The sequence below is a fragment of the Methylobacterium guangdongense genome, assembly GCF_038442355.1.
Taxonomy (GTDB): Bacteria; Pseudomonadota; Alphaproteobacteria; order Rhizobiales; family Beijerinckiaceae; genus Methylobacterium; species Methylobacterium guangdongense.
In genome coordinates this window covers 160875-186996 of sequence record NZ_JBBXMX010000004.1, presented here as the reverse complement: position 1 = coordinate 186996, position 26122 = coordinate 160875, and the positions used below count along the sequence as shown (strand labels likewise).

Genomic DNA, 26122 nt, shown 5'->3' with positions numbered 1-26122 from the left:
TCGCACGGGCTCCGCGGCGCCGCAACATCGGCTCCCGTACCATATGGGTCGCCCGGGGTGCCGAGCCGACGCGGCGAAATCGCCGGCCCGCGGGGCGGTCCGATGATCGAACTGATCCGGGCCAACGACGTCGTGCTGATCGGGTTCGCCCGCACGGTGCTCGAGGCGGCCGAGATTCCGGTGCTCGTGGCCGACAGCCATATGAGCCTGATGGAGGGGTCGATCGGCATGTTCGGGCAGCGCCTCCTGGTGCCGCGCGACCACGAGGCCCAGGCGCGGCGCCTCCTCGTGGATGCCGGCCTCGCCCACGAGTTGCGCCAACCGTGACGGAGGCGCCGGACGCCCTGCTGGACGGGCTCCTGCGGCTGCACCAGCCGCCCCGGGGGGCGCACCGGGCCGGGACCGACGCGATCCTGCTCGCCCGGCTGCTGGTTCCCGCGGCGGGCGATCGGCTGTGCGATGTCGGCGCCGGGACCGGCGCGGTCGGTCTCGCCTGTGCGGCCCTGGTGCCGGGCCTTCGACCCACCCTGGTCGAGCGCGATCCGGCGCTGGCCGCGACGGCGCGGGCGAACACCGCCCTCAACGGCATCGACGCGGCGGTGATCGAAGCCGACGTGCTCGCCCCTGCGGCGGAACGCCACGCCGCCGGGCTGCTGCCGGACCGGTTCGACGTGGTGCTGACCAATCCGCCGTTCTTCGAGGCCGGGGCGCACCGGGTCTCGCCGCAGCCGGGCCGGGCGTCGGCCCACACCTTCCCCGCCGGAAGTCTGGAGGCCTGGATCCGCACCTGCACGGCGATCCTGCGACCGGGCGGGCGGTTCGGGCTGATCCATCGGGCCGACGCGCTCCCCGCCTGCCTCGATGCCCTCCGGGGCCGCTTCGGCGGATTGGCGATCCGCCCCGTCCATGCCCGGGCCGAGGCCCCGGCGATCCGCGTGCTGATCACCGCCACGAAGGGCAGCCGCGCGGCCTTGCGCCTGCTGCCGCCCCTCGTGCTCCACGGCCCCGATGGCGCCTTCACCCCGGAGGCCGAAGCGCTCCACCGGGGCTCAGCTCGGGGTTTCAAAAGGGCGAGCCCTTTCGCGGGTCCAGGGCGGAGCCCCGGGGGCGTCTCAGGGCCCTGCCCCGAGGACCCGCCAAAGGGCTGAGCCCTTTGTAAGCTCAGTTCGGATAAACACTTACGCCGCCAGGGCGGTCGGCGCCTCGTCGCGGATGCCGAGGAATCGCTCGACCTCCGGCAGATCCGGGAAGGCCAGGAATTCCGGTTGCAGGGGGGCCGGCAGGCCCTCGAAGTTGAGTCCCGGGAACGTGTCGGGGTGCGGGTAGAGCTGCCACGCCCCACCCTCATCCAGCGGCGGGAACAGGATGGCGACCTTCTCGTCGCCGAGACGCACGATCCGCGACGGAGAGTACGACAGCGTCTCGATGCTCCAGTCCCGGCGGGTCTTCACGGTGCGGCGCGTGGCGCGATGCATGGCGGTCTCCTGCGGTTAGGAATTCGGGGTCAGGCGGCGCTGCGGCGGCCGGGGCGCTTCGGCCAGCCGAGCGCCACGAGGCGCGCCTTGGCGTAGTCGCGGACCTCGTCGCGGGTGCCGGGCGGCATCGCGGCGAGGGTGGTCTGGGTGGCGCCGTCCAGCATCAGATCGGTGACCGCATTGATGGTCTCGGCCTCGTCGATCCGACGCTTGAGGTCGCCCTCGGCCTCGGTGACGTCGTCGAAGGCGGGCGCCTCCTCGAAATCCTCGTCGACGGCCCGGACGGGAATCTGGTGGGCGCGGAACTCGTCGGCCTCCTCCTCGGAGTAGACGAGCCCGTGCAGCTCGATCAGCTTGAGGATGACGCGGTCCTTCCCGCGCTTCTCCGCCATGGCGTAGACGTAGGCCGCCTGCTTGCCGGACACGCGGTAGTTCACGTTGACCAGGGCCTCGCCGAGCGACCACTCGACCCGCTCGGTCCCGGCCTTCGCACCGGGCAGCCGGCCGGTGACGAGAATTACCGCCTCGTCGCGCTCGGCCCGGATGATGGTCGGCGGCTCGAACACGATCCCGGCCTGCGCGGCGATCCGCTCCAGCGTCTTGTGATAGATGACGGCCGTGCCCTGGACCCGCCAGACGTTGCCCCCGAAGGGCTCGCCGTAGCGGACGAGGATGTCGGCGATCTGCTTGTCGGCGGTTCGCATGGCAGTTCGATCCGGCAGAAGGGCTGCGTCATCCACAGCTTTATACGGTGACGCTCTTTCGTTCTCTTTTTGTTCGTATCTATATGCGTAATTCACCCGTTTTCGCAAGGGCGGTTGCGCGGTGCATGCGCGGTTTTGGGTTTAGGCGTGCCGAATGACGGCTCGACAACGCGCGCGGTCCCGTGATCCGGCGCGTTGAAGCCCCGCATTGTTGCTGCACCGCACCCTAAGGTAGACCGGGCGTCACGATGTCCGAGACAGCAGCCGCGATGACGCCTTCCCTCTGGACCCGCCTGTCGAATCCCAGCCACTTCATGCGGTGGTCGGGCACGCTCGTGCCGTGGCTCACGGCCCTGTCGCTCGCCGTCCTGGCTGTGGGCCTGTACCAGACCTTCTTCACCGTGCCGCCCGACTACCAGCAGGGTGAGACCGTGCGGATCATGTACATCCATGTCCCGGCGGCGTGGCTCGGCGTGTTCTTCTACGGCGCCATGAGTGTGTCGGCGATCGGCACCCTGGTCTGGCGCCACCCGCTGGCCGACGTGGCCCAGCGCGCTGCCGCGCCGATCGGTGCGGCCTTCACGCTGATTTGCCTCGTGACCGGCTCCCTCTGGGGCAAGCCGATGTGGGGCACCTACTGGGTCTGGGATGCCCGGCTGACCTCGATGCTGGTCCTGTTCCTGATCTATTGCGGGATCATCGCGCTCTGGCGGACCCTGGAAGATCCGAACCGTGCGGCCCGCGCGGTGGCGATCCTGACGCTGGTCGGCGCCGTGAACCTGCCGATCATCAAGTTCTCGGTGAACTGGTGGTCGACGCTGCACCAGCCAGCCTCGATCCTGCGCATGGGCGGCTCGACCATCGATCCCTCGATGCTGTACCCGCTGCTCGTCATGATCGCCGCCGCGACCCTCGGCGGCACGACGCTGCACCTCTACACGATGCGCACCGAGATCATGCGCCGCCGGGTCCGGACGCTAACGATCCGCGAGGCCGAGCGCCTGGACCGCACCCAGACCCGCATCACACCGCAGCCATCGACGGCTTTGCCGGTCGGACAACCGGTCTGAGGGGGCCGCGATGGATCTTGGATCTCACGGCGGCTTCATCCTGGCGGCCTACGCCTTCACGGCGCTGGTGATGGTCGCGCTCATCGGCAACGCGATCCGTGACCGGCGGGCGCAGTTGCGGGCGCTCAAGGGTTTCGGCGAGGATCGGCGATGACCGAGCCGCTCGACGACGTGACGGACCGGCCGCCCCCGGTCCGCCGCTCCCTGCTGCTGATCCTGCCGGCTCTGGCCTTCACGGCGCTGGCCGCCGTGTTCTTCCTGCGCCTGCGCTCGGGGGTCGACCCCGCCGCCCTGCCCTCGGCGATGATCGGCAGGCCGGTGCCGCATTTCGACCTGCCCGCCGTGCCGGGGCTCACCGCCGGCGGCGCCCCGGTGCCGGGCCTGTCGAGCGGCGAACTCAAGGGGCAGATCACGGTGCTCAACGTGTTTGCTTCGTGGTGCGCGCCCTGCCAGGTCGAGCATCCGATGCTGATGCGGCTCGCCAAGGAACCGGGGATCCGGCTCGTCGGCATCGACTACAAGGAGCCGACCCCGGAGGCCGGGCAGCGCTTCCTCGCCCGGCACGGCGTGCCGTTCAGCGCCGTGGGTGCCGACGCGAGCGGCCGCGCCGCGATCGATTTCGGCGTCTACGGCGTGCCCGAGACCTTCATCATCGGGCCGGACGGGGTGATCCGCGACAAGCTGGTCGGCATCCTGACGCCGGAGAATTTTGCGAGCGTGCTCACGCGGATCCGGGCCGCCGGCAAGGTCGCGGCGGCGCAGTAACGGGTGCGCCGCCGGCTGCGGCGACTACGCCTCCGGCTGCGCGGCCTTGTTCTCGTAGCGGGTCAGCAGCGGGGTCTGCGCCAGGGCGAACAGCACGGTGATCGGCATGATGCCGAACACCTTGAAGTTGACCCAGAAATCCTCCGTCTGGGTCCGCCACACGATCTCGTTCAGCGCCGCGAGGATGAAGAAGAACACGCCCCAGCGGAAGGTCAGCTTGCGCCAGCCCTCCTCGGTGAGGCTGAACATGGAATCGAGCACCACCGACAGGAGCGGCCGCCCGAAGGCGAGGCCGCCGAGCAGCACCGTGCCGAACAGGGCGTTCACGATGGTCGGCTTGACCATGATGAAGGTCTTGTCCTGCAACGCCAGGGTGAGGCCGCCGAAGACCACTACGACCACCCCGGACACAAGCGGCATGATCGGCAGGCGCCGCATCAGCACGTAGTGGATCGCCAGCGCCACCACGGTCGCCGCGATGAACAGGCCGGTGGCCACGAACAGCTTCTGGTCGGGGGCGACGCCGAATTTTTCCGAATAGGCATTCCCGAGGAAGAACAGCACCAGCGGCCCGAGTTCGAGCGCCAGCTTCATCAGGGGCGGCAGGTGGCGGCGCGGGGGGACGGATTCGATCTGCATGCGCGTCCGTTGGCTCGGATGCGGCGCCCTTGGTATCATCGGGTGCCGGACTGGATTCGTCGGGGTGTGTGTAACGCGAGGCGCGCGATGTCCATCACGATCGAGAATGCCGAGGTCGAGGCCCTGCTGGCCGACCTCACGCGGACGACCCGGCGGACCGCGCCGGATCTGCTGCTGGAGCTGCTGCGTCGGGAGCGGGAGCGGATGTCCGACGAGGCGGAGCACCGCATCGCGGAGGGTCTGGCTGCCGACGAGGCGATGCGCCGTCGCTGGAATGCGAGTCCCGTAGCGGACCCGCGCCCGATCGAGGAAATCCTCGCCTACGACGAGAACGGACTTCCGGTGTGATCGTCGTCGATTCCTCGGCATTCATCGCGATCCTGCGCGACGAGCCAGAGGCGCAGCGCTTCTCTGGTGCGGTTGCTCTCGCAACAGCCCCGGCGATGGCGGCGGCAACCTATCTCGAAGGCGCCATCGTGGCCGCCCGGGTGCCGGACGGGCGGGCGATCCTCGACGCCTGGATCGCGGCACGCCGCATCTCCCTCGTCCCGGTCGACCACACCCTCGCGCAGATCGCGGCCGACGCCTTCGCGCGCTACGGCAAGGGCCGGCACCCGGCCGGCCTCAACTTCGGCGATTGCTTCGCCTACGCGCTCGCCCGATCGCTGAATGCGCCGCTCCTGTTCAAGGGCGACGACTTTGCGCGCACCGACGTGCTGCGGGCTGCCTAATCCTTCTCCAGCCCGGCGATCGCCCGGGCGAAATCCCGGGCCGCGAAGGGCTCCAGATCCTCCACCCCCTCGCCGACGCCGATGAAGTGCACGGGCAGGCCGAACTTCGCCGCCAGCGCCACCAGGATGCCGCCCCGGGCGGTGCCGTCGAGCTTGGTCATCACGAGTCCCGAGACCGGGGCCGCCTGCGAGAACAGCTCGACCTGCGAGATCGCGTTCTGGCCGACCGTCGCGTCGAGGACGAGGAGCGTGGCGTGCGGCGCCTCCGGATCCTGCTTGCGCAGGACGCGCACGATCTTTTCCAGTTCGGCCATCAGCCCGGCCTTGTTCTGGAGCCGGCCCGCGGTATCGATCAGCAGCACGTCGGTGCCGGCCGCCGAGGCCTGCTTCAGCGCGTCGAAGGCGAGGCCGGCCGCGTCCGCCCCCTGCGCGCCGCTCACCACCGGCGTGCCGGTGCGCGCGCCCCAGACTTTGAGCTGGTCGATCGCGGCCGCGCGGAACGTGTCGCCGGCGGCCAGCATCACGGTGCGGCCCTCCGCCCGGAGCTTCGAGGCGAGCTTGCCTAGGGTAGTGGTCTTGCCCGCTCCGTTCACCCCGACCGTAAGGATCACGAAGGGCTTCTTCGTGGCATCGATCGCCAGCGGCACCGCCACGGGCTCAAGCGCGTGCTCGACCTCGGTGGCCAGGATCGCCCGCACCTCGTCCGGCGAGATGCCCTTCTCGTAGCGGCCCTTGCCCACGGCCTCCGAGATCCGCATCGCGGTCTCCAGCCCGAAATCGGCCTGGATCAGGGCGTCCTCCAGATCCTCCAGGGTGGTGGCGTCGAGCTTGCGCTTGGTGAACAGGCCCGTGACCCGCTCGGACAAGGCCGAGGAGGTCCGCTTCATCCCGGAGGTGAGGCGGCTCCACCAGCCCTTGGCCTCCGGCTCGCGATCCGGCCCGGCGCCGGCATCGTGGGCGAGCGCCGCCGCGGCGTCGACCGGCTGAATATCGGGCTGCGGCGCGATCACCGGGTCGCGGTTCGCATCCCCGCTATCGACCGGATCGGCGCCGTGGGCGGGGTCGTCGCCGGCCGTACCCGCGGGGGGACGCACGGGCTCGCCGACGATCGGCAGCAGATCGGCGCCCTCGACGACATCGGCCACCGGCTCGGCGGTCTCCTCGGGTGGCAGCGGGATCGTCTCGACATCCTCCGCGCCCGTCGCGAAGTCGGGCTGGCCCTCGGAGGGCGAGGCCGCCTCCGCGGGGAGGTCCGCTTCCGGCTTTTCGTCAGGCTTCTCCTCGGCCGCATCCTGGCCCTTGCGCCCGAACAGGCGTCCGAACCAGCCGGGCTTTTCCTCGCTCGCCATGCCGTCGCGTCCTCACCCTACCTTGCCGACCCGGCGCCAACGATCTAGCCGATCCGGATGTCCAACGCCTTCGACATAGGCGCGCGCCTCCTCTACCGCGATGCCCTGCTGCTCGTCATCGACAAGCCGCCGGGTCTTCCGGTCCATCCGGGCCCGCGCGGCGGGGAGACGCTGACCGACCATCTCGACGCCCTCCGGTTCGGCCTGCCGCGCCGGCCCGAGGCCGCTCACCGGCTCGACCGCGACACGTCGGGCTGCCTCGCGCTGGGGCGCCACGCCAAGGCGCTGGCCCGGCTGGGCAAGCTGTTCGCCGGCAGCGCGGTCGACAAGACGTACTGGGCCGTGGTCGAAGGCGGCCCCACCGCGGAATCCGGCCGCATCGACCTGCCCCTCGCCCGCCGCTCGGACGATCCCCGCTCCTGGTGGATGAAGGCCGACCCCGCCGGCGACCCGGCGCTGACGCACTGGCGGGTGCTCGGCCGGGCGGACGGGCGCACATGGCTGGAGCTGAAGCCGGTCACCGGCCGCACGCATCAGCTCCGGGTGCATTGCGCGGCCTCCGGCTGGCCGATACTGGGGGATGCGATCTACGGCGGCGCCCCCCGCGGGAGTGCCCTGCACCTGCACGCCCGGACGCTGTCGATCCCGCTCTATCCGAAGCGCGACGCCATCACGGTGACGGCGGCGCCGCCGGCGCATATCGCCGAGGCCGCGGCACCGATGGGTTTGCAGGCGTAGCCATTCGACGCTGTTCAGCTTGGCTTGCCGGCGACCAGATCAGCAGACGCTTCGCGCCTTCCTGTGCTTGGTCCCGGTTCGCATTCCGCTTCGCTGCATACGGCCGGGAAAGCGTCGCGCTTCAGGCCGCGATGAGCCGCGCCCCATCGTGCGCCGCGATGGTGACAGCGCACACCGTGCCGGGCTCCATCTCCGCCGCCAGCCGCACCGGCGTGAAATCCGCGGCGCGCCCCGTCCCGCCGCGCTCGGCGAGCACGGTCAGGCGCCGCCCAATCTGGCCGTCGAGGTGCCGCCGCAGGGCCTGCGCCCCCGCGTCCCGCAGCCGCGCCGCCCGCTCGCGGATCGCGCCTTGCGCCACCGGCGGCATCCGCGAAGCGGGCGTCCCGGGGCGGGGCGAATACGGGAAGACGTGGAGATGCGTCAGGCCGCATTCCGCAACGAGGTCGAGGGAGCGCGCGAACTGCGCCTCGGTCTCGGTGGGAAAACCCGCGATCAGGTCCGCCCCGAACACGATGTCGGGGCGCAGCCGCCGCGCGGCCTCGCAGAAGCGGATCGCGTCGGCGCGGGCATGCCGGCGCTTCATCCGCTTGAGGATCAGGTCGTCGCCCGCCTGGAGCGACAGGTGCAGGTGCGGCATCAGCCGCTCCTCCTCGGCCAGGGCCGCCAGTAGGGCCTCGTCCGCCTCCACGGAATCGATCGAGGACAGGCGCAGGCGCGCAAGGCCCGGCACCGCCCGGAGGATCGCCCGCACCAGGATACCGAGGGAGAGCGGCACATCCGGCAGGTCGCGGCCATAGGCGGTGAGATCGACGCCGGTCAGCACGACCTCGCGGCCGCCATGGGCCACGATCGTCTCGACCTGCGCGATCACCGCGGCGACCGGCACCGAGCGCGACGGGCCGCGGCCGAAGGGGATCACGCAGAAGGTGCAACGGTGATCGCAGCCATTCTGCACCGGCACGAAGGCCCGCGTATGACCGGCGACGGCGGCGATCCGGGTCGGATCGGCGACCCGCGGAAGCATGACCGCCCCCGGCCCGGTCCCGGCGGCCGACCAGCCCTCCGGCCGCAGCTTCTCGCCGTTGCCGACGAGGCGCGCCACCTCGGGCATGGCGGCATAGAGGTCTGTCTCGACCTCGGCGCCGCAGCCGGTGACGACGATCTCGGCCCCGGGCCGCTCACGGGCGATCCGGCGGATCGCCTTGCGGGCCTGCCGCCCGGCCTCGGCGGTGACCGCGCAGGTGTTCACCACGATCCGGTCGCGCCCGTCCGCGCCGGCATGGACCCGCAAAGCCTCCGACTCTACCGTGTTGAGCCGGCAGCCGAAGGTCAGCGTCTCGACGCTCATCCGGCGCCGCCGGAAAACAGATCCGGCGCGAGCGTCCCCTCGGCCACGAGGGCGACGGGGCCGGTCATCAGGACGTGGTCGTCGGCCCGCCATTCCACCGACAGTTCGCCGCCCGGCAGCGCGACCTGCGCCTGCCGGCCGATCATCCGCAGCCGGGAGGCCGCCACCACGGTGGCGCAGGCGGCGGTGCCGCAGGCGAGCGTCAGCCCGGCGCCGCGTTCCCAGACGCGCAGCTTGATCGTCTCGCGGCTCGTAACCTGGGCGATCGAGATGTTGGCCCGCTCGGGGAAAAGCGGGTGGTTCTCCAGCATCGGCCCGATCCGGCCGAGGTCGAACGTGTCCGGATCGGCCTCGACGAAGAACACCGCGTGCGGGTTGCCCATGTTCACCACCCCCGGCGAGTGCAGCACCGGATCGTCGATCGGCCCGACCTGCAGCTCGATCCGCCGCGTGTCGGGGAACGGCTCCGCCAGGGGGATCTCGTCCCAGGCGAGCTTCGGCCGGCCCATATCGACCGTGAAGGCGCGCTCCGACACCCGGCGCACGCCGAGCAGGCCCGCCCTGGTCTCCAGCGTCAGCCGGCTGCCCTCGGCGGGCCGCGCCATGGCCGGGTCGTCGAGCATCGCGTAGGCGACGCAGCGGGTGCCGTTGCCGCAGGCGCCGGATTCCGAGCCGTCGGTGTTGTAGATCCGCAGAAACGCGTCGGTGCCGGGGCTCACGGGATCGTGCAGCACCATCAGCTGGTCGAAAGCCGAGCCCGGATCCTGTGCGATCGCCCGCGCCTCCCCGGGCTGAACCCGCGCGCTCGAGCCGCGCAGATCCAGCACCACGATGGCGTTGCCGGCGCCGTGCATCTTCAGGAAGCGTCTGTGGGCCAGTGCGCTCATGCGGTCCCGCGGCTCGAAGGGGGTCGGCCGGCTATATGGCAAAACCGGGGGGCCGGCGCGAGGGGGCCACCGTCGTGGCAGATGCGCCGCATCCGCGGCCCTCCTGCATCGCCCCCATGCACGGCACACTCGCGGGCGATCCCGAACGCCGCTACCCTATGTGGTGGGAAGCCCGGGCGGACGATCCGCCGGGCCCCGTCCGGAGCGCCCATCGTGATCCGCCTTCGCCCGCTCGTCCTCCTCGCCGGCCTCATGCTCGCCGCCGGCCCGCTCGCCGCACAGCAGCCCGCCCCGCCCCCCTCGACCGCGCCTTCACCGGCCCAGACGAACCCGCTGCCGACCACCACGGCCCCGAACCCGGCGCCGGATCCCGGCAAGAGCCCGGCACCGGCCCCCGAGCAGGCGGTGGCACCGCCGCCGGCCGGCCAGACGGCGGTCGGGACGCCCGCGCGCCCGACCCTGATCGACAAGCTAGGCGAGCCCGGCGACGTCGACGAGGTGACGCTGCCCGCCAAGCCCGCCGCCATCGTCACCGGCAAGACGAAATGGGAGGAGGCGGTGCCGAACCTGAAGCAGGCTTTCGCACGGATCGAGGCGGACCTCGCCAAGCTCGGCATCGCCCCGGCGGGCCGGCCGCTCGCGGTCTTCACCCGGACGGACGACGATGGCTTCGAGTTCGAGGCGATGATCCCGGTGGCCTCCGCCCCGAACCCGCCCCCGGCGGAGGCGGACGGGCTGCGCTTCGGGACGACGCCGTCCGGCAAGGCGCTGCGCTTCGCGCATCACGGGTCCTACGAGTCGATCGACGGCACCTATGAGACGCTCACCGCCTATCTCGATGCCAAGGACATCGTGGTGCAGGACCGGTTCGTGGAGGAATACGCCAGCGACCTGAAGGACAGCACCGACGATAATCTGGATGTGAATATCTACGCGCTGGTGAAGTAGGGGGCGAGATCTCCGATTCTGCGCACGTCCCTCCCCCGCAGAGGGGGGAGGTAGAGCGCGCCCTGATCGGACAGATCGCCGCTGCCCCGGACCGACAGGAACAGCGGCGCGGGCTCGCGGATTCGACCGCCATGCCCCTCGCACCCATCCGCACCGAAACCCGCCCGCGGACCGGCCGCAAACCCGCCCTCGCCCCCGGCGATCCCACCCTCGCCGACAGGGCGCTCGCGATCCACGCGCGCCTCTGCCCGGTCTACGGCTGCCCGATCCCGTACTTCCACAGCCTCGATCCGGTCAGCGAACTGATCTCCTCGCTCCTGTCGCACCGGACCCGCAACGCCGAATCCGGCCGGGCCTTCAAGGCGCTGCGGGCGCGCTTCCCGGACTGGGAGGCGGTGATCGACGCGGAGGTGCCGGAGATCGAGGCCGCCATCGCGGGCGTGACCTGGCCCGAGCTGAAGGCCCCGCGCATCCGCGACGTGCTGCGCGCCCTGCGGGAGCGATGCGGCAGCCTCGACCTCGCCTTCCTGGCCGACATGGAGGTCGAGGCCGCGCGGGCGTGGCTGCAGGCGATCCCCGGCGTCGGACCGAAGACCAGCGCCGCGGTCCTGTCGTTCTCGACCCTGCGGATGCCGGCCCTGCCGGTGGACAGCCACCACCACCGGGTCGCCCAGCGCCTCGGCCTGATCGGCCCGCGGGTCGACGTCGGCCCGTCGCACGCGATCCTGCGGGCGCAGCTCCCGGCGGACTGGAGCGCGCAGGATCTCTACGACAATCACGAGATCCTGATGCTGCACGGCCAGCAGGTCTGCCACCATCATCGTCCGGCCTGCGGTCGCTGCGTTCTGGTCGACATGTGCCCCAGCGCGAAAGGGCTTGCGCAGGCGCCGCGCGCGCGTCCTTGACCGGTCCGCCCCACGGGTGCGAGTAACCCGCGCCCGGACGGCGCAGAGCCCCGGCCTTGCACTGTTCAGGATCGGCGCCGATGGCCGCGTTCACCGAATTGGTCTTCTCGGGCGTCCAGCCCACCGGCAACCTGCACCTCGGCAACTATCTCGGGGCCGTGAAGCGCTTCGTCGAGATGCAGGAACGCGACGCGCAGTGCCTGTACTGCGTGGTCGACCTGCACGCGATCACCGTCTGGCAGGATCCTGAGGCCCTGCGCGGCCAGATCCGCGAGGTCACGGCCGCGTTCCTCGCCGCCGGCATCGATCCGACGCGCGCCATCGTGTTCAACCAGAGCCAGGTGCCGCAGCACGCCGAACTCGCCTGGGTGTTCAATTGCGTCGCCCGCCTGGGCTGGCTGAACCGCATGACCCAGTTCAAGGAGAAGGCCGGCAAGGACCGGGAGAACGCCTCGATCGGGCTCTACGATTATCCGGTGCTGATGGCGGCCGACATCCTGGCCTACCGGGCGACGCACGTCCCGGTCGGCGAGGACCAGAAGCAACACCTGGAGCTGACCCGGGATATCGCGCAGAAGTTCAACACGGACTTTTCGGGCTCGATCGCGGCGCACGGCCACGGCGAGGCGTTCTTCCCCGTGACCGAGCCGCTGATCGGCGGCCCGGCGGCCCGGGTCATGTCGCTGCGGGACGGCACCAAGAAGATGTCGAAGTCGGACCCGTCCGACAACGCCCGCATCAACCTCACGGACGAGGCTGACACGATCGCTCAGAAGATCCGCCGGGCCAAGACCGATCCCGAGCCCCTGCCCTCCGAGGTGGCGGGCCTGAAGGAGCGGCCCGAGGCCGACAACCTCGTGGGGATCTACGCGGCGCTCGCCGGGATCACCCGCGAGGACGTGCTGCGTGACTTCGGCGGGGCGCAGTTCTCGACCTTCAAGCCGGCATTGGCCGACCTCGCGGTGACGAGTCTCGCGCCGATCGCCGGGGAGATGCGCCGGCTCACCGCCGATCCCGGCCATATCGACGCCGTGCTGGCCGATGGCAGCGCCCGGGCCGAGGCCATCGCGGCGCAGACGCTCGACGCGGTCAAGGACATCGTCGGCTTCGTCCGGCGCGGTCCGAGCCTCCAGGCGGTCCGGTGAGTATCCGGGCGCTGGTCTTCGACGTCTTCGGGACGCTGGTCGATTGGCGCTCCGGCGTCGCCCGCGAGGTGGCACGGCTGCTGGCGCCCGTCGCGCCGAACCTCGATACGGGCGCCTTCGCGGATGCGTGGCGGGCGCGCTACAACCCGTCGATGGAGACGGTGCGCTCCGGCGTCCGGCCCTTCGTCGACCTCGACACGCTTCAGACCGAATCGCTACCCGACGTGCTGACCCAGTTCGGCATTGCGGGCCTATCGGAGGACGTGCAGCGGGAGCTGGTCCAGGCCTGGCACCGGCTCGACGCGTGGCCCGAGGTGCCGGATGCGCTGCGGCGGTTGCGAGACAAGCACCTCCTCGCGCCGAACTCGAACGGGCATGTCCGGCTGATGGCCGACTTGGCCCGCCGCAACGGCTTCATCTTCGACGCGGTGCTCGGGGCGGGCTATTCCCGCGACTACAAGCCGAAGCCGGCGCTCTACCGCGACGCGGTGGCGGCCTTCGGCTTCACGGCCGGCGAGACGATGATGGTCGCCGCCCACTCGAACGACCTCGCGGCGGCGGCGAGCCACGGCCTGTCCACCGCCCACATCGCCCGCCCGCACGAGCACGGCCCGGCCGGAGGCGAGACCGCGCCCACCGTGCCGGTGACCTATGCGGCGCGGGATCTGGCGGATCTCGCCGACCAGCTCGGCTGCTGAGACCGTTTCACGGAAGGGTGCCATGGCCGATTGGAACCCCGCCCTCTACACCCGCTTCGAGGACGAGCGGACCCGCCCCGCCGCAGAACTGCTAGCCCGCGTGCCCCTCGACGCGCCCGGGTTGGCCGTCGATCTCGGCTGCGGGCCGGGCAATTCAACCGCGCTGATCGCAGGCCGCTTTCCTGACGCCGCGGTGATCGGACTCGACACGTCCCCGGCCATGCTGGACAGCGCCCGGGTCCGCCTGCCCGGTCTCACCTTCGCGCTGGCCGACGCCGCGACTTGGGTTCCGGACCGCGCGCCGGACCTGATCTACGCCAACGCCGTACTGCAATGGCTGCCGGACCACGTGGCCCTACTGCCGCGGCTGTTCGGCCTGCTCGCCCCGGGCGGCGTGCTCGCCGTGCAGATGCCCGACAACCTCGCCGAGCCCACCCACCGCCTGATGCGCGAAGTCGCGGCCTCCGGCCCCTGGGCGGGCGCGATCGGCGACCCGGCCGTGGCCGGGCGTCTCGGGCGCATGCTGGAGCCCGCCGGTTATTATGATCTGCTGGCGCCATTGGCCGCCGAGGTCGATGTCTGGCGCACCGCCTATCACCACCGGATGGCGGATGCCGCCGCCATCGTGGACTGGGTGAGCGCCACCGGGCTGCGGCCCTTCCTCGACCCGCTCGATCCCGAGGACCGGGCGGGCTTCCTGGCCGCCTACGCGCGCGCGATCGACGCCGCCTACCCGCCCCGCAGCGACGGGCGACGCCTGCTCGCCTTCCCGCGGGTGTTCATCGTCGCGCGGGCCCGATAGGCGCTCAAGCCTCGCCGCGGGCCATCAGCGCCTCGTACTCGGAGACCTCCAGCCGGCCCTCCTGGGCGACGCGGGCCTTGTCGGCGTCGCTGATCACGTCGCCCGCAAGGTCGAGGCGCTTCCAGGCGGCCAGCGGCGTCTCGCGGTCGGGCCGCGGCACATACTTGTTCTGCTCGAGCTTCTGGTACTTGTGGATGTAGCGCGGGCAGTTGACCCAGATCTTCGTCACCGCGACCTTCACCAGGTACTTGGCTTCGGTATACTCAGCCATCAGGGCGTCGTCGCGCAGGAGCGTCGCGTGGCCCTGCACCCGGATGCGGTGGGGCGTCTCGAAATCGATGAACAGCAGGCCGACCTTGGCCTGCCCCTCGATGTTGCCCATCGAGTAGAACATGCCGTTGCCGTCGAAGCCCGGGAACACCAGCGTGTGGGCGTCGAGCACCTTCACGAAGCCCGTGGGGCCGCCCTTGTAGGAGACGGTCGGCATGCCGTCCGGGTCGACGGTCGAGAGGAAGAACATGTCGCGGGAGCCGATGAAGGCGGCCTCCTCCGGCTGGACGCTCTCGTGGACCCAGTTCTCGTCGAGGCGCACCGCGAGCTTGGTGGTGCCGAACTCCTCCTGCAGCGCCCGGTGGGCTTCGGAATAGAGCGATGCCATAGGTGTCCTCTCCGCTTGCCGGTCCTCGTATGGGCGGGACCGCTGGGGGGCTTATGGCCGGGAAGCGCAGCCTCCGGCAACCTGGAACGCGAAAGGCCGGCCACGCCTTCGCGTGACCGGCCCTCAAGGACGCGTCCGAGCGAAGCCCGGCCGCAACATCCCAAATCAGTTGCGGGTCTTGTCGACCAGCGCCTTCTCGGAGATCCACGGCATCATGCCGCGGAGCTTGGCGCCGACTTCCTCGATCGGGTGGGCGGCGAGCTTGGCGCGGGTGGCCTTGAACGAGGTCTGGTTGACCTTGTTCTCCAGCATCCAGTTGCGGGTGAAGGTGCCCGACTGGATGTCGTTCAGCACGCGCTTCATCTCGGCCTTGGTCTCGGGCGTGACGATGCGCGGGCCGGTGACGTACTCGCCGTACTCGGCCGTGTTGGAGATCGAGTAGTTCATGTTGGCGATGCCGCCCTCGTAGATGAGGTCGACGATCAGCTTCACCTCGTGGAGGCACTCGAAATAGGCCATCTCGGGGGCGTAGCCCGCCTCGACCAGGGTCTCGAAGCCGGCCTTGATCAGCTCGACGAGGCCGCCGCAGAGCACGGCCTGCTCGCCGAACAGGTCGGTCTCGCACTCTTCCTTGAAGGTCGTCTCGATGATGCCGGCGCGGCCGCCGCCATTCGCCGAGGCGTAGGACAGGCCGAGATCGTGGGCGTTGCCGCTGGCGTCCTGCGCGATGGCGATCAGGGTCGGCACGCCGCCGCCGCGAAGGTACTCGGAGCGCACGGTGTGGCCGGGGCCCTTCGGGGCGACCATCAGGACGTCGAGGTCCTTGCGCGGCTCGATCAGGTTGAAGTGGACGTTGAGGCCGTGGGCGAACAGGAGGGCGGCGCCCTGCTTCATGTTGCCCTCGAGGGACTCGCGGTAGATGTCGCCCTGCAGCTCGTCGGGGGTCAGCATCATCACCACGTCGGCCCACTTGGCGGCCTCGGCGACCGAGAGAACCTTGAAGCCCTCGTGCTCGGCCTTCTTGGCGGTGGCGGAGCCCTCGCGCAGGGCGATGACGATGTCCTTCACGCCGGAATCGCGCAGGTTGAGCGCGTGGGCGTGGCCCTGGCTGCCGTAGCCGACGATGGCGACCTTCTTGCCCTTGATCAGGTTCAGGTCGGCGTCGCGATCGTAATACACCCGCATGTCTGTCTCCTCTTAAGCTTGGTGTTTCGGGTCGGTTTTGGCCCGGCCGTAGAGGGCCAGGAACTGCTCGACGGCGCGGCCCGCATCGCGCCGGATCCCGGCCCCGTCGAGGTCGAGGGTCTCGCCGAGCAGAAGTCGAATCTGGATATCCCGGCCGACGAGGCCGAAGAAGGTGCGGAAGGCGGCCTCGCTGTCGGCGAAGCTGAGAAGGCCGGCGGCGCGCCCCGCCTCCAGCACGGGCTTGACCCGCTCGCCGATGGCGAAGCGCCCGTTCGCCAGCACGATGCCGCCGAGGTTGCTCTTGCGCGAGCCCGCATGCGCGATGGCGATGCGGTTCAGCGCCACCGAGGTCGGGCCGGTGATGACCTCCAGCCACGTTACGGCGAAGTCCTGCAGGCGCTCCCGCAGGGTCGCGCCGTCGAGCACCTGCGCGGCGTCGTGCCCGGCATGGACCCGGGAGGCCTGCCAGCGCACCGTCGCGGTCAGCAGACCGTCGCGGTCGCCGAACCACTTGTAGAGCGTCTCCTTGGAGCAGCTCGCCCGGCGCGCAACGGCGTCCATGGTGAGTTGCTCGCCGTCCTCGACCATCAGGCCGAGCACGGCGTCCAGCACCGCTTGCTGGCGGGCTGAAGGAGCGTCCTGCTCTGCTGTGGCGCTGGCTTGCATCATCTCGAATGGCGTACCGTACCGTACGGTACGCGCTCTAGGCCGATTCGCCGGACGCGGCAAGGGGGTGCCGCGTCCGGATCGCGTCAGCGCGGGAGCGGCAGTCCCTCGCGGGCGAAGACGGCCTGAACCGCCGGGCGCTCGGCGACGCGGCGGGCATGGGCGGTCCAGGCCGGGAAGCGGCCGGCCATGTCGAACCGGAGCACGGGCCCGTTGGCCCAGAACCAGAAGACCATCAGGTAGGCGTCCACCACGCTGAAGCGCTCACCCACTGCCCAGCCGCCGTGCGAGAGGCGCACCTCGGTCATGGTGGCGAGATCCGCGTAGGTGTTGGCCGCCTTCGCCTTGATGCCCTCGAAGGCGCCCTCGTCCTCGGTGTAGCGTTCCGGACGGCGAACATGGGCGTAGGTCACGTGGTGATTGCAGGCGAGCCAGCCGAGCCATTCGTCGGCGGCCCCCTGCTCGCGTAGATCCGTCGGCCACAGCCCCTTCTCGGGCACCTGACGGGCGGCGTGGCGGAGGATAGCCGCGCATTCGGTGAGCACCCAACCGTCCTCGGTCAGCGCCGGAACGCGGCCGCGATCGTTGATGGACAGGTATTCCGGCCGGCGCTGATCGCCCGCGGCGAGGTCAAGCTTGATGCCCTCATAGGGCAGCCCGGATTCCTCCAGGATGATGTGGGCGGCGAGCGAACAGGCGCCGGGGGCGTAGTAGAGGGTGCGGGCGGTCATGAAAGCCTTTTTTTGGGAAAGCTTATGGAGCGGCGTGCATATCTCAGACGGTCAGGCCGAGCAGCGTCCGGAGCTTGCCGCGCACCTCGGCGACGATCACATCGGGCGCGCGGCCGAGACTTCTCAGGATACGTGCCGCCCTGTCGATCGAACGAACCTGATCCACGAGCACGGCGCCGGTGACCGCGAGGCCGTCCGGCAAGAAAATTTTGGTCGGCCACGGATGCGGGTTCCGCGTGATCGGGCAGACAATGACCCGCCGCGTCAACTGATTCATATCCGGATCTGATACGACAAGCGCAGGCCGGATACCCTTCTGTTCCGTACCGCGGACTGGCTCAAGATCCACAAGCAGCAGTTCGCCCGGCTGGGGCTGCCAGTCAGTACGGGTCGTTGTCGTCATCGATGATCTCGGACCCGCGATCCGGCCCCCAATCGACCGTCGGCGGCTCAGCTTCAGGGCCGAGACGGCGGGCCTCGGCGATCATCTCTTCCATCGTGTAGACCGGCAGCCCGTCCACGTACCGCCGCCCCGCCCACTGCGTAGGCTCGGTCTCTGGAGGGCGCTTCGAGACGATCTCCACGGTCTCGCCTTCGCGAATGCCGAGTTCCTCGGCCTCCGCGCTGCTCAGCCGCACGGCGAGATCGTCACCCCAGCGAATGACCTTGGCTTCCATCGCTCCGCCTCCTGCGAGGACGGCGCATCCTAGCAGATTCGGTCCGACGGATCCTACAGCGGCTCCGCCCCGCGCCCCATGGCGCTGATACCCGTCCGGCAGATCTCCACCAGCCCGATCACGCTCATCAGGCGCACGAACCGGTCGATCTCCTCGGTGGCACCGGTCAGCTCGAACACGAAGGAGTTGAGCGTGGCGTCCAGCGTCTTGGCGCCGAAGGCCGCGGCCAGCCGAAGCGCCTCGCTCCGGTGCTCGCCCTCGCCCTTCACCTTCACGAGGCAGATCTCGCGCTCGATGGCGTTGCCCTGGAGCGTGAGGTCCACGACCCGGTGCACCGGCACGAGACGATCGAGCTGCGCCTTGATCTGCTCGATCACGGCGTTGGTGCCCGTCGTGACGATGGTGATGCGCGAGATATGGCGCGCCTCCTCGGTCTCGGAGACGGTCAGGCTCTCGATGTTGTAGCCGCGGCCGGAGAACAGGCCCGAGATCCGGGCGAGTACGCCGGGCTCGTTGTCGACGATCACCGCGAGCGTATGCCGGTTCACCGGCTCGACGCGGACGGGGTCGGGATAGTGGGTGTTCATCGCGTTCATGGCCGGCTTCGTCCTCGTCGGGGTTTCCGAAGGGCGTGCCCTTCGGCGGGGTGTCGGGGCGGCGCCCCGACGTCGGGCAAAGCCCGATCGCAGGGCTCTGCCCTGCACCCGCAAAAGGTCTCGACCTTTTGAAACCAGGATATTCGAGATCAGTCCTGGGACCTCGCCCCGTTACACCAGCATCTTGCCTTCCTCGGAGATCACGTCGCCGAGTTCGACGCCGGTCTCGCCGAGGTAGTCGGACAGGAGCATCTCGTTGTGCGCCTTGCCCGACGGGATCATCGGGAAGCAGTTCTCGGTCTTGTCGACGATGCAGTCGAAGATCACCGGGCCGTCATAGGCCAGCATCTCCGCAATGGCGCCGTCGAGGTCGCCCGGCTTCTCGCAGCGCATGCCCTTGGCGCCGTAGGCCTCCGCGAGCTTCACGAAGTCCGGCAGGCTCTCCGAGTAGCTCTGCGAGTAGCGCGAGCCATGCAGCAGCTCCTGCCACTGCCGGACCATGCCCATGTACTCGTTGTTCAGGATGAACACCTTGACCGGCAGGCGATACTGCACCGCCGTCGACATCTCCTGCATGTTCATCAGGATCGAGGCCTCGCCGGCGATGTCGATCACGAGCCCGTTCGGATGCGCGAGCTGCGTGCCGATCGCCGCCGGCAGGCCGTAGCCCATCGTGCCGAGGCCGCCCGAGGTCATCCAGCGGTTCGGCTCGTCGTACTTGAAGTACTGGGCCGCCCACATCTGGTGCTGGCCGACCTCGGTGGTGATGTAGGTCTCGCGGTCCTTGCAGGCCTCGTAGAGGCGCTGCACCGCGTATTGCGGCTTGATGATCGTGCCCGACGGCCAGTAGGCGAGGCAGTCCCGCGCCTTCCAGGTTCTGATCTTCTGGAACCACGGCTCGAGGTTCGACATGTCGGGCCGCGACGGCAGGGCCCGCCACGCCTCCAGCATGTCGGCGAGCACCGAGGCGCAATCGCCGACGATCCCGACATCGACCTTCACGACCTTGTTGATCGAGGAGGCGTCGACGTCGATGTGGATCTTCTTGGAGAACGGCGAGAACGCGTCGAGCCGGCCGGTGATCCGGTCATCGAACCGGGCGCCGACGCAGATCATCACGTCGCACTCGTGCATCGCGAGGTTGGCCTCGTAGGTTCCGTGCATGCCGAGCATGCCCAGGAACTTCTCGTCCGTGCCCGGATAGGCGCCGAGACCCATCAGCGTCGAGGTGATCGGGAAGCCGGTCTCGCGGACGAGTTCGCGCAGCAGGCGCGAGGCCTCGGGGCCGGAATTGATCACGCCGCCGCCGGTGTAGAAGACCGGCCGGCGGGCGGTGGCCATCAGCTCGACGGCCGCGCGGATCCGGTCGGCGTCGCCCTTCACAGCCGGGCGGTAGGTCTTGTGGCTCGCGATCTCCGGGCGCTCGTACAGGCCGGAGGCGAACTGGATGTCCTTGGGCAGGTCGACCACGACCGGGCCGGGACGGCCGTTGGCCGCCACGTAGAACGCCTCGTGCAGGATACGCGGCAGGTCGTCGATCGATTTGACCAGATAGTTGTGCTTCGTGCAGTGGCGCGTGATGCCGACCGTGTCGCATTCCTGGAACGCGTCGGTGCCGATCAGGTGCGTCGGGACCTGGCCGGTGATGCAGACCAGCGGGATCGAATCCAGCATCGCGTCGGTCAGCCCGGTGACGATGTTGGTCGCGCCGGGACCCGAGGTGACGAGGACGCAGCCGACCTTGCCGGAGGAGCGGGCATAGCCCTCCGCGGCGTGGACGGCGCCCTGCTCGTGGCGGACGAGGATGTGCTTGACGGCGTTCTGGTGGAACAGCGCGTCGTAGATCGGAAGTACTGCGCCGCCCGGATACCCGAACAGCGTGTCGACACCCTGATCCTGGAAGGCCCGGATGACCATCTCGGCCCCGGTCATGACCTCGCCGCCCATGCTCGTCTCCTCGCGCTCTCCGGAGCCACCGCGATCCTTGAGATCGCCGCCCGGCCCCGTCCTCTCTCCCGGCACCCTCGTCATGCGCGGCGGTCTCCGCCTCGCCCGAAGGTGTCTCTCGCCTCGGATCTCCGTCCCAGTCCCGTCCGGACGCGGGCAACAAAAAAGGGCCCCGAGGGACCCTGCATGCGCCACCGCCCGGATCGCGGCCCTCGCTTAGGGCCGCCCCGTCGGTGACGCTACCGTTACAATAAGGACCGTGGTCATCGGATATCCGAACCTGCCCCGCGCCGGCCGCATGATCCGGAACTGGATCAGGGTTGACGCGCAGAGTGTCGGGCCTCTTAGCGGAGTGCGCGGGGCTGGTCAACGCATCCGGCGATTGTTTAAAGCGGCTAGCTCAGCTCAGCGGCGGCGGATATCGCCGAACCCAGTTGCTCGCCGCGTCGTAGGCCGCACCGAGTTGCAGGCAGGCCAGCTCGCCGTGGTTGCGGCCGACGATCTGGATGCCGGTGGGCAGCCCGGCCTCGCCGAACCCGGCCGGGACGTCGAGCGCCGGCAGACTCGACATGGTCACGGGGATCACGATCTGCATCCAGCGATGATAGGTATCCATCGCCCGGCCGCCGACGGTCTCGGGCCAGCGCAGGTCCTTGTCGAAGGGAAAGACCTGCGTCGTCGGCATTACGAGGTAGTCATAGGCCTCCATGAAGCGGCGCAGGGTCTCGTACCAGCGCGTGCGCCCCTCGAGCGCCGCGATGATCCGGTCGGCGCCCAGCGCCAAGCCCCGCTCGACCTCCCAGGCGGCCTCCGGCTTGAGCAGCGCCCGGTGGCGGGGCTCGTCGTAGAACGGGCGGAGGTTCGCCGCGACGGTGAGCGCCCGCAGCACCAGCCAATCCTGCCAGAGCTGCTCCATGTCGTAGCGCGGCACCGCCTCCTCGACGGTGCAGCCGATCTCGACGAAGGTCGAAAGAGCGGCGCGACCGGTTTCGAGCACGCCGGGATCGAACGGGATCTGCCCCCCGAAATCGCCGAGCCATGCGATCCGCGTCCCGCGGAAGTCGCGGGTGAGCGGGCTCGCGAAGGCCGAGGGGTCCTGTCGGATGGCGTTCGGGCAACGCGGATCGTAGCCCGCCTGGACCGACAGCATCAGGCCGATATCGGCTGGCGTGCGCCCGATCGCCCCCAGCACGCCGAGGTTCGGGCTGAACACGTCCTTGGCCTCGGCGGGGATCCGGCCCCAGCTTGGGCGCAGGCCGTAACAGTTGTTGAAGGCGGGCGGATTGCGCAGGGAGCCGGCATGGTCGCTGCCATCGGCGACCGGCTGCATCCGCAGAGCCACCGCCACCGCCGCGCCGCCGCTCGACCCGCCCGCGCTCTTGGTCAGATCGTAGGGGTTGGCGGTGGTGCCGTAGACCGGATTGAAGCTGTGCGACCCGAGACCGAACTCGGGGATGTTGGTCTTGCCGATGAAGATCGCCCCGGCGGCGCGCAGGCGGGCCACCATGATCGAATCGGTTTCGGCGACCCGGTCGGCGAAGATCGGCGAGCCTTGCGTGAAGCGCAGGCCGCGGACCGGATCGAGATCCTTCACGGCCAGCGGGAAGCCGTGCAGCGGGCCGACGGTATCGCCGCGCGCCAGGGCGGCATCGGCGGCCTCGGCCTCCTGGAGGAGCGCCGCGTCGTCGGCCATGGCCACGATGGCGTTCACCTGCGGGTTGAGCCGGTGGATGCGCTCCAGATAGGCGCGCATCACCTCGGCGCAGGAGACCACCCGGCCGCGGATAGCGGCGGCGAGATCGACCGCGCCCATCGCCGTGATGCCGTCCGGTCGCGTATCCTGCATCCTACCCTCCTCCGGCTCGACGGGCCGCGGTTGCGACTCCTCGATAGAGAATCGGTAACCGGAGGTTTGCTGGTGGCCAAGCCGGTTTCGGTGCAGACTTATGGAGTGATGTCGGCCGTCAATGTAAGCATGACGACCCGACAGCGGCGTGAAATTTCCGTTGCGACCCTCACGCCACCGACCAGGGCAGCGCCTCCTCGCCCCGGAACACCACCACCGCGGTATCCTCCACCGCGACCGCTTCGGCGATGCGGCTCTCCCGGCGCTCCAGCGTCACCGTCCCGGCATTGGGCTCCAGCCCGTGGAAGCGGGCACCGTTCAGGGACGCGAAGGCCTCGAACCGATCGAGCGCGCCCTCCTCGTCGAACACCTGCACGTAGGTCTGGAGCGCGGAGGGCCCGCAGAACACGCCGGCGCAGCCGCAGGACGCTTCCTTCGCGCCGCGGACATGCGGGGCCGTGTCGGTGCCGAGATAGAAGCAGGCCTCGCCCGAGGTCGCGGCCTTGCGCAGCGCCACGCGATGCCGCTCGCGCTTGGCCACCGGCAGGCAGTAGAGATGCGGGCGCAGGCCCCCCTGGAAGATGTGGGTCCGGTTGATCACGAGATGATGCGGCGTGATCGTCGCCGCGCATCGGCTGCGGTGCTCCCGGACCACGTCGAGGATCTCGGCCGTGGTGGCGTGCTCCACCGTGACCTTGAGCCCCTGGTGGCGGGCGAGCAGCGGGATCAGGCTGCCCTCCATGAAGGCGGCCTCGCGGTCGAAGATGTCGATCTCCGGGTCGGTGGCCTCGCCGTGGATCAGCAGCGGCATGCCGATCCGCTCCATGCGCTCCAGCACGGGGCTGAGGCCGATCAGGTCCGTGACGCCGGCATGCGAGTTCGTGGTCGCCCCCGCCGGGTAGAGCTTGGCGGCGACCCAGACCTTGTCCCGGAAGCCGCGCTCGATCTCGTCGGGATCGGTGTCGTCCCGCAGATAGCAGGTCATCAGCGGCGTGAAGTCCAGGCCGGCGGGCAGCGCGGCGAGGATCCGCTCGCGGTAGGCGCTGGCGGCCGCCACCGTGGTCACCGGCGGCACGAGGTTCGGCATGATGATGCCCCGGGCGAACTGCGCCGCCGTGTAGGGCAGCACCGCCTTCAGCATCGCGCCGTCGCGCAGGTGGATGTGCCAATCGTCCGGCCGGCGGATCGTGATCCGATCGGCCCGCTTCGTGTCCTGGCGCTCAACAGGGAAAAGGTCGGCGACGCCCATCGCGATCCCCCCCCTCAGGCCTGACCGAAGGCGGAGATGCCGCCATGGGCCGCCGACCATTCCGCCGGCGCGTTGAGGAAGCGCTCGACCTCGTCCAGCGTCTTCGGGTCGAAGGTGCCCATCTCCTTGGCCACCGCCAGCACGTCCCACCACGTGGTGAGATAGTGGAGCTTGATGCCGATCTCCTGCATCAGCCCGGCGCTGTCGGGGAAGATGTCGTAGTAGAACAGCACGAAGCAGTGATCGACCTGGGCGCCGGAATCGCGCAGGGCCTTGCAGAAATTGACCTTGCTGCGCCCGTCGGTGGCGAGATCCTCGACCAGCAGGGTGCGGGCGCCCTCGACGATCTCGCCCTCGATCTGCGCGTTGCGGCCGAACCCCTTGGGCTTCTTCCGGATATACTGCATCGGCAGCATCATCCGGTCGGCGATCCAGGCCGCGAAGGGGATGCCGGCGGTCTCGCCGCCCGCAATGTGGGTGAGCTGCTCGTAGCCGATCTCGCGCACGATCGTGGCGGTGGCGAAATCCATCAGCGTCGAACGCAGGCGCGGGAACGAGATGATCTTCCGGCTGTCGGTGTAGACCGGGCTCGCCCAGCCGGAGGTGAACTTGAACGGCTCGTCCTTGTAGAAGAGGACCGCGCCGATCTCCAGGAACATCTTGGCCGCCTCGCGGGCGATGACGTGCCGGTCGAGGGGCAGGAAGGGGCTGGTCATGCGGCGTGCGCGCTCCGCTGGGGCGCTCGCCGGAGGCCTGAAGACCAGTCCGGCCGGGGCGAGCGCGTGAAAATGGGGCCTGACCGCCCTCCTCCGCCCTGTCTCCGCCAGCGTCAACCCTGATCGCGGCGCTATCCGCGCTTCACGCAGTCCGGCCGGCCCGCAGATGCGCGAGGTGCCGGATCGCCAGCGCGTATCCGTGTGTCCCGAAGCCCGCCAGCACCGCCGTGGCGGCGAGCGAGACATAGGAGTGATGGCGAAAAGCCTCGCGCCGGTGGACGTTCGAGATGTGGCACTCGATCACCGGCACCTCGCAGGTGTTGAGCGCGTCGAGGATCGCCACCGAGGTATGCGTGTAGGCGCCCGCGTTGATCACGATGCCGGCCGAGCCGACCCGGAACGCATGGATCGCGTCGATCAGTTCATGCTCGGCGTTGCTCTGGCGGAAATCGACCGCGAGGCCGAAGCCCGCGGCGGTCTCGCGGCACAGGGCCTCGACATCGACCAGCGTCTCGCGCCCGTAGATCTCCGGCTGGCGCTTGCCCAACAGGTTCAGGTTCGGCCCGTTCAGGACCAGGACGGTGTCGTTCATCGTGTGCCTCGCGGCCGGAAGAGGTGCGGCAAGCGCCGGCAAGACACAAGGGCAGGCTGTCATCCAGCTAGAGATGTCCCGCATACGGACCCGATGCCGATTGCAGCCGGTTCAGATCCGCGCCCCGCGGCGCTATCCCGGACGGCGCGGGGGCTGAGACAGGGAGGATGACGGATGGCAGGATCGCGGAGCGACGCACCCGTGGTGATCGCGGTGGCGATCACAGGCTCGGTGCCGCGCAAGACGGACAACCCGGCCGTTCCGGTCACCGTGCCCGAGCAGATCGAGTCGACCCAGCAGGCCTTCGAGGCGGGCGCCACGCTCTGCCACATCCACGTGCGCAACGACGACGAGTCGCCCTCCTCCGATCCGGACAGGTTCGCGGCCGTGCAGGAGGGGCTGCGCAAGCACTGCCCCGGGATGATCGTGCAGTTCTCCACCGGCGGACGCGGGCGCGATCCGGCCTCCCGCGGCCTCTCGCTCCAGCATCGGCCCGACATGGCGTCCCTGTCGACGGGATCGGTGAACTTCCCGACCATCGTCTACGAGAATTCCGCATACCTCGTGACCGACCTCGCCAGCCAGATGAAGCAGTACGGCGTCCGGCCCGAGATCGAGATCTTCGACCTCTCGCACCTGCACGGGGCCAAGCGGCTGGTCGAGGCGGGCCTGATCGATGCGCGCCCGCATGTGCAGTTCGTGATGGGCGTCCAGAACGCGATGCCGGCCGAGGAGCACCTGCTCGACATCCTGCTCGCCGAGACGCGGCGGATCCTGCCGGAGGCGACGTGGACGGCGGCCGGGATCGGCCGCAACCAGGCGATCGTGATGGACTGGGCGCTCGCCCGCGGCGCCGACGCGGTGCGCACCGGCCTGGAGGACAACATCCGGGTGACGAAGGATCGGCTGGCCGCCAGCAACGCCGAGTTGGTCGGGCTCGCCGCCGAGGCGGTGGCCCGCCACGGCCGGCGGGTGGCAAGCCCGACCGAGGCCCGGGCCGCTTTGGGCTTGCGCTGAACCGTCTTCTCACGCGCGGGCCGGCATGCTAACGCTCC

At 69.9% G+C, this 26122-nt stretch carries 32 protein-coding genes; 14 read left to right on the top strand and 18 right to left on the bottom strand.

The features are described from left to right. Positions 1–102 precede the first annotated feature (102 nt). Positions 103–327, top strand: a complete 225-nt coding sequence (locus tag AAHG09_RS10685; RefSeq protein ID WP_342107060.1) for a putative signal transducing protein — start codon at positions 103–105, stop codon at positions 325–327. Continuing rightward, positions 324–1148, top strand: coding sequence for a tRNA1(Val) (adenine(37)-N6)-methyltransferase (locus AAHG09_RS10680; RefSeq protein WP_342107059.1), 825 nt, complete (start codon positions 324–326; stop codon positions 1146–1148). The genes AAHG09_RS10685 and AAHG09_RS10680 overlap by 4 nt, the downstream gene beginning before the upstream one ends. Before the next feature lie 30 nt (positions 1149–1178). Here AAHG09_RS10680 and AAHG09_RS10675 read toward each other — a convergent pair whose 3' ends face one another. Further along, on the bottom strand, positions 1179–1475 hold the full coding sequence (locus AAHG09_RS10675; RefSeq protein WP_342107057.1) for a hypothetical protein: 297 nt from the start codon (positions 1473–1475) through the stop codon (positions 1179–1181). Between the two features lie 29 nt (positions 1476–1504). Further along, the gene (locus tag AAHG09_RS10670) at positions 1505–2179 is read right to left on the bottom strand and encodes a trna delta -isopentenylpyrophosphate transferase (protein WP_342107056.1); all 675 of its coding nucleotides are present in this window, start codon (positions 2177–2179) and stop codon (positions 1505–1507) included. A 269-nt stretch (positions 2180–2448) separates the two neighbouring features. Here AAHG09_RS10670 and AAHG09_RS10665 point away from each other — a divergent pair, with 269 nt between their 5' ends. Genes AAHG09_RS10665 through AAHG09_RS10655 form a run of 3 tightly spaced genes read left to right on the top strand, consistent with a single transcriptional unit; the run spans position 2449 to position 4014 of the window. Beyond that, entirely contained in the window at positions 2449–3249 is an 801-nt protein-coding gene (locus AAHG09_RS10665; protein WP_342107055.1) for a heme ABC transporter permease, read from the top strand. 10 nt (positions 3250–3259) lie between these two features. Continuing rightward, positions 3260–3403 (top strand): heme exporter protein CcmD, encoded by a 144-nt coding sequence (gene ccmD / locus AAHG09_RS10660; RefSeq protein ID WP_342107054.1) that lies wholly within the window; start codon positions 3260–3262, stop codon positions 3401–3403. After that, entirely contained in the window at positions 3400–4014 is a 615-nt protein-coding gene (locus AAHG09_RS10655) for a DsbE family thiol:disulfide interchange protein (protein WP_342107052.1), read from the top strand. Before ccmD ends, AAHG09_RS10655 begins: the two co-directional genes overlap by 4 nt. Positions 4015–4038: 24 nt before the next feature. Here AAHG09_RS10655 and AAHG09_RS10650 read toward each other — a convergent pair whose 3' ends face one another. Next, entirely contained in the window at positions 4039–4653 is a 615-nt protein-coding gene (locus AAHG09_RS10650; protein ID WP_342107050.1) for a septation protein A, read from the bottom strand. Positions 4654–4740: 87 nt separating this feature from the next. On the opposite strand from AAHG09_RS10650, the gene AAHG09_RS10645 reads away from it, so the two are divergent. Together AAHG09_RS10645 and AAHG09_RS10640 are read left to right on the top strand one after the other, a co-directional pair. Beyond that, complete coding sequence (locus tag AAHG09_RS10645; protein WP_342107049.1) at positions 4741–5001, top strand: type II toxin-antitoxin system VapB family antitoxin; 261 nt, start codon at positions 4741–4743, stop codon at positions 4999–5001. Beyond that, positions 4998–5384 carry a type II toxin-antitoxin system VapC family toxin gene (locus AAHG09_RS10640; protein ID WP_342107048.1) on the top strand — a complete coding sequence of 129 codons (387 nt, stop codon included), beginning with the start codon at positions 4998–5000 and terminating at the stop codon, positions 5382–5384. The genes AAHG09_RS10645 and AAHG09_RS10640 overlap by 4 nt, the downstream gene beginning before the upstream one ends. On the opposite strand, the gene ftsY is transcribed toward AAHG09_RS10640, so the two are convergent. After that, positions 5381–6733, bottom strand: a complete 1353-nt coding sequence (ftsY, locus tag AAHG09_RS10635; protein ID WP_342107047.1) for a signal recognition particle-docking protein FtsY — start codon at positions 6731–6733, stop codon at positions 5381–5383. The two genes, AAHG09_RS10640 and ftsY, sit on opposite strands and share 4 nt — an antisense overlap. Before the next feature lie 57 nt (positions 6734–6790). On the opposite strand from ftsY, the gene AAHG09_RS10630 reads away from it, so the two are divergent. Next, positions 6791–7471 carry an RluA family pseudouridine synthase gene (locus AAHG09_RS10630; protein WP_342107046.1) on the top strand — a complete coding sequence of 227 codons (681 nt, stop codon included), beginning with the start codon at positions 6791–6793 and terminating at the stop codon, positions 7469–7471. A gap of 121 nt (positions 7472–7592) precedes the next feature. Here AAHG09_RS10630 and mtaB read toward each other — a convergent pair whose 3' ends face one another. Then, positions 7593–8819, bottom strand: a complete 1227-nt coding sequence (gene mtaB, locus AAHG09_RS10625) for a tRNA (N(6)-L-threonylcarbamoyladenosine(37)-C(2))-methylthiotransferase MtaB (RefSeq protein WP_342107045.1) — start codon at positions 8817–8819, stop codon at positions 7593–7595. Next, the gene (dapF, locus tag AAHG09_RS10620; protein WP_342107043.1) at positions 8816–9706 is read right to left on the bottom strand and encodes a diaminopimelate epimerase; all 891 of its coding nucleotides are present in this window, start codon (positions 9704–9706) and stop codon (positions 8816–8818) included. Before dapF ends, mtaB begins: the two co-directional genes overlap by 4 nt. Before the next feature lie 213 nt (positions 9707–9919). Here dapF and AAHG09_RS10615 point away from each other — a divergent pair, with 213 nt between their 5' ends. The 5 genes from AAHG09_RS10615 to tam all read left to right on the top strand — a co-directional run bounded on the left by AAHG09_RS10615 (position 9920) and on the right by tam (position 14204). Next, on the top strand, positions 9920–10654 hold the full coding sequence (locus AAHG09_RS10615; RefSeq protein ID WP_342107042.1) for a GyrI-like domain-containing protein: 735 nt from the start codon (positions 9920–9922) through the stop codon (positions 10652–10654). A gap of 131 nt (positions 10655–10785) precedes the next feature. After that, positions 10786–11559 (top strand): endonuclease III domain-containing protein, encoded by a 774-nt coding sequence (locus tag AAHG09_RS10610; protein WP_342107041.1) that lies wholly within the window; start codon positions 10786–10788, stop codon positions 11557–11559. 80 nt (positions 11560–11639) lie between these two features. Continuing rightward, positions 11640–12704, top strand: a complete 1065-nt coding sequence (trpS, locus tag AAHG09_RS10605) for a tryptophan--tRNA ligase (RefSeq protein ID WP_342107040.1) — start codon at positions 11640–11642, stop codon at positions 12702–12704. Then, positions 12701–13402 (top strand): haloacid dehalogenase type II, encoded by a 702-nt coding sequence (locus tag AAHG09_RS10600; protein ID WP_342107038.1) that lies wholly within the window; start codon positions 12701–12703, stop codon positions 13400–13402. Before trpS ends, AAHG09_RS10600 begins: the two co-directional genes overlap by 4 nt. Before the next feature lie 22 nt (positions 13403–13424). Continuing rightward, on the top strand, positions 13425–14204 hold the full coding sequence (tam, locus tag AAHG09_RS10595; RefSeq protein WP_342107037.1) for a trans-aconitate 2-methyltransferase: 780 nt from the start codon (positions 13425–13427) through the stop codon (positions 14202–14204). Positions 14205–14208: 4 nt separating this feature from the next. Here tam and AAHG09_RS10590 read toward each other — a convergent pair whose 3' ends face one another. From AAHG09_RS10590 to aroQ, 12 genes are all read right to left on the bottom strand, one after another. Next, the gene (locus tag AAHG09_RS10590) at positions 14209–14862 is read right to left on the bottom strand and encodes a pyridoxamine 5'-phosphate oxidase family protein (protein ID WP_342107036.1); all 654 of its coding nucleotides are present in this window, start codon (positions 14860–14862) and stop codon (positions 14209–14211) included. A 165-nt stretch (positions 14863–15027) separates the two neighbouring features. After that, complete coding sequence (gene ilvC / locus AAHG09_RS10585) at positions 15028–16047, bottom strand: ketol-acid reductoisomerase (RefSeq protein ID WP_012322218.1); 1020 nt, start codon at positions 16045–16047, stop codon at positions 15028–15030. Positions 16048–16059: 12 nt separating this feature from the next. Next, complete coding sequence (locus AAHG09_RS10580) at positions 16060–16716, bottom strand: TetR/AcrR family transcriptional regulator C-terminal domain-containing protein (RefSeq protein WP_342107035.1); 657 nt, start codon at positions 16714–16716, stop codon at positions 16060–16062. 83 nt (positions 16717–16799) lie between these two features. After that, positions 16800–17444 carry a glutathione S-transferase family protein gene (locus tag AAHG09_RS10575; RefSeq protein WP_342107033.1) on the bottom strand — a complete coding sequence of 215 codons (645 nt, stop codon included), beginning with the start codon at positions 17442–17444 and terminating at the stop codon, positions 16800–16802. 43 nt (positions 17445–17487) lie between these two features. Continuing rightward, positions 17488–17847 carry a type II toxin-antitoxin system PemK/MazF family toxin gene (locus tag AAHG09_RS10570; protein ID WP_342107032.1) on the bottom strand — a complete coding sequence of 120 codons (360 nt, stop codon included), beginning with the start codon at positions 17845–17847 and terminating at the stop codon, positions 17488–17490. Beyond that, positions 17825–18121, bottom strand: coding sequence for an AbrB/MazE/SpoVT family DNA-binding domain-containing protein (locus AAHG09_RS10565; RefSeq protein ID WP_342107031.1), 297 nt, complete (start codon positions 18119–18121; stop codon positions 17825–17827). Before AAHG09_RS10565 ends, AAHG09_RS10570 begins: the two co-directional genes overlap by 23 nt. Before the next feature lie 53 nt (positions 18122–18174). Continuing rightward, positions 18175–18717: an acetolactate synthase small subunit gene (gene ilvN, locus AAHG09_RS10560; RefSeq protein ID WP_160533143.1), complete on the bottom strand. Its 543-nt coding sequence runs from the start codon at positions 18715–18717 to the stop codon at positions 18175–18177. Between the two features lie 171 nt (positions 18718–18888). After that, on the bottom strand, positions 18889–20664 hold the full coding sequence (locus AAHG09_RS10555; protein WP_342107029.1) for an acetolactate synthase 3 large subunit: 1776 nt from the start codon (positions 20662–20664) through the stop codon (positions 18889–18891). A 400-nt stretch (positions 20665–21064) separates the two neighbouring features. Further along, a complete protein-coding gene (locus AAHG09_RS10550; RefSeq protein ID WP_342107027.1) occupies positions 21065–22510 on the bottom strand; it encodes an amidase in 1446 nt (481 codons plus the stop codon). Positions 22511–22679: 169 nt separating this feature from the next. Further along, complete coding sequence (gene pyrC / locus AAHG09_RS10545; RefSeq protein WP_342107026.1) at positions 22680–23759, bottom strand: dihydroorotase; 1080 nt, start codon at positions 23757–23759, stop codon at positions 22680–22682. Between the two features lie 14 nt (positions 23760–23773). Beyond that, positions 23774–24475, bottom strand: coding sequence for an orotate phosphoribosyltransferase (locus tag AAHG09_RS10540; protein WP_342107025.1), 702 nt, complete (start codon positions 24473–24475; stop codon positions 23774–23776). 142 nt (positions 24476–24617) lie between these two features. Beyond that, positions 24618–25067: a type II 3-dehydroquinate dehydratase gene (gene aroQ / locus AAHG09_RS10535; RefSeq protein ID WP_342107023.1), complete on the bottom strand. Its 450-nt coding sequence runs from the start codon at positions 25065–25067 to the stop codon at positions 24618–24620. 174 nt (positions 25068–25241) lie between these two features. On the opposite strand from aroQ, the gene AAHG09_RS10530 reads away from it, so the two are divergent. Beyond that, positions 25242–26084 (top strand): beta-keto acid cleavage family enzyme, encoded by an 843-nt coding sequence (locus AAHG09_RS10530; RefSeq protein WP_342107022.1) that lies wholly within the window; start codon positions 25242–25244, stop codon positions 26082–26084. Positions 26085–26122: the final 38 nt, after the last annotated feature.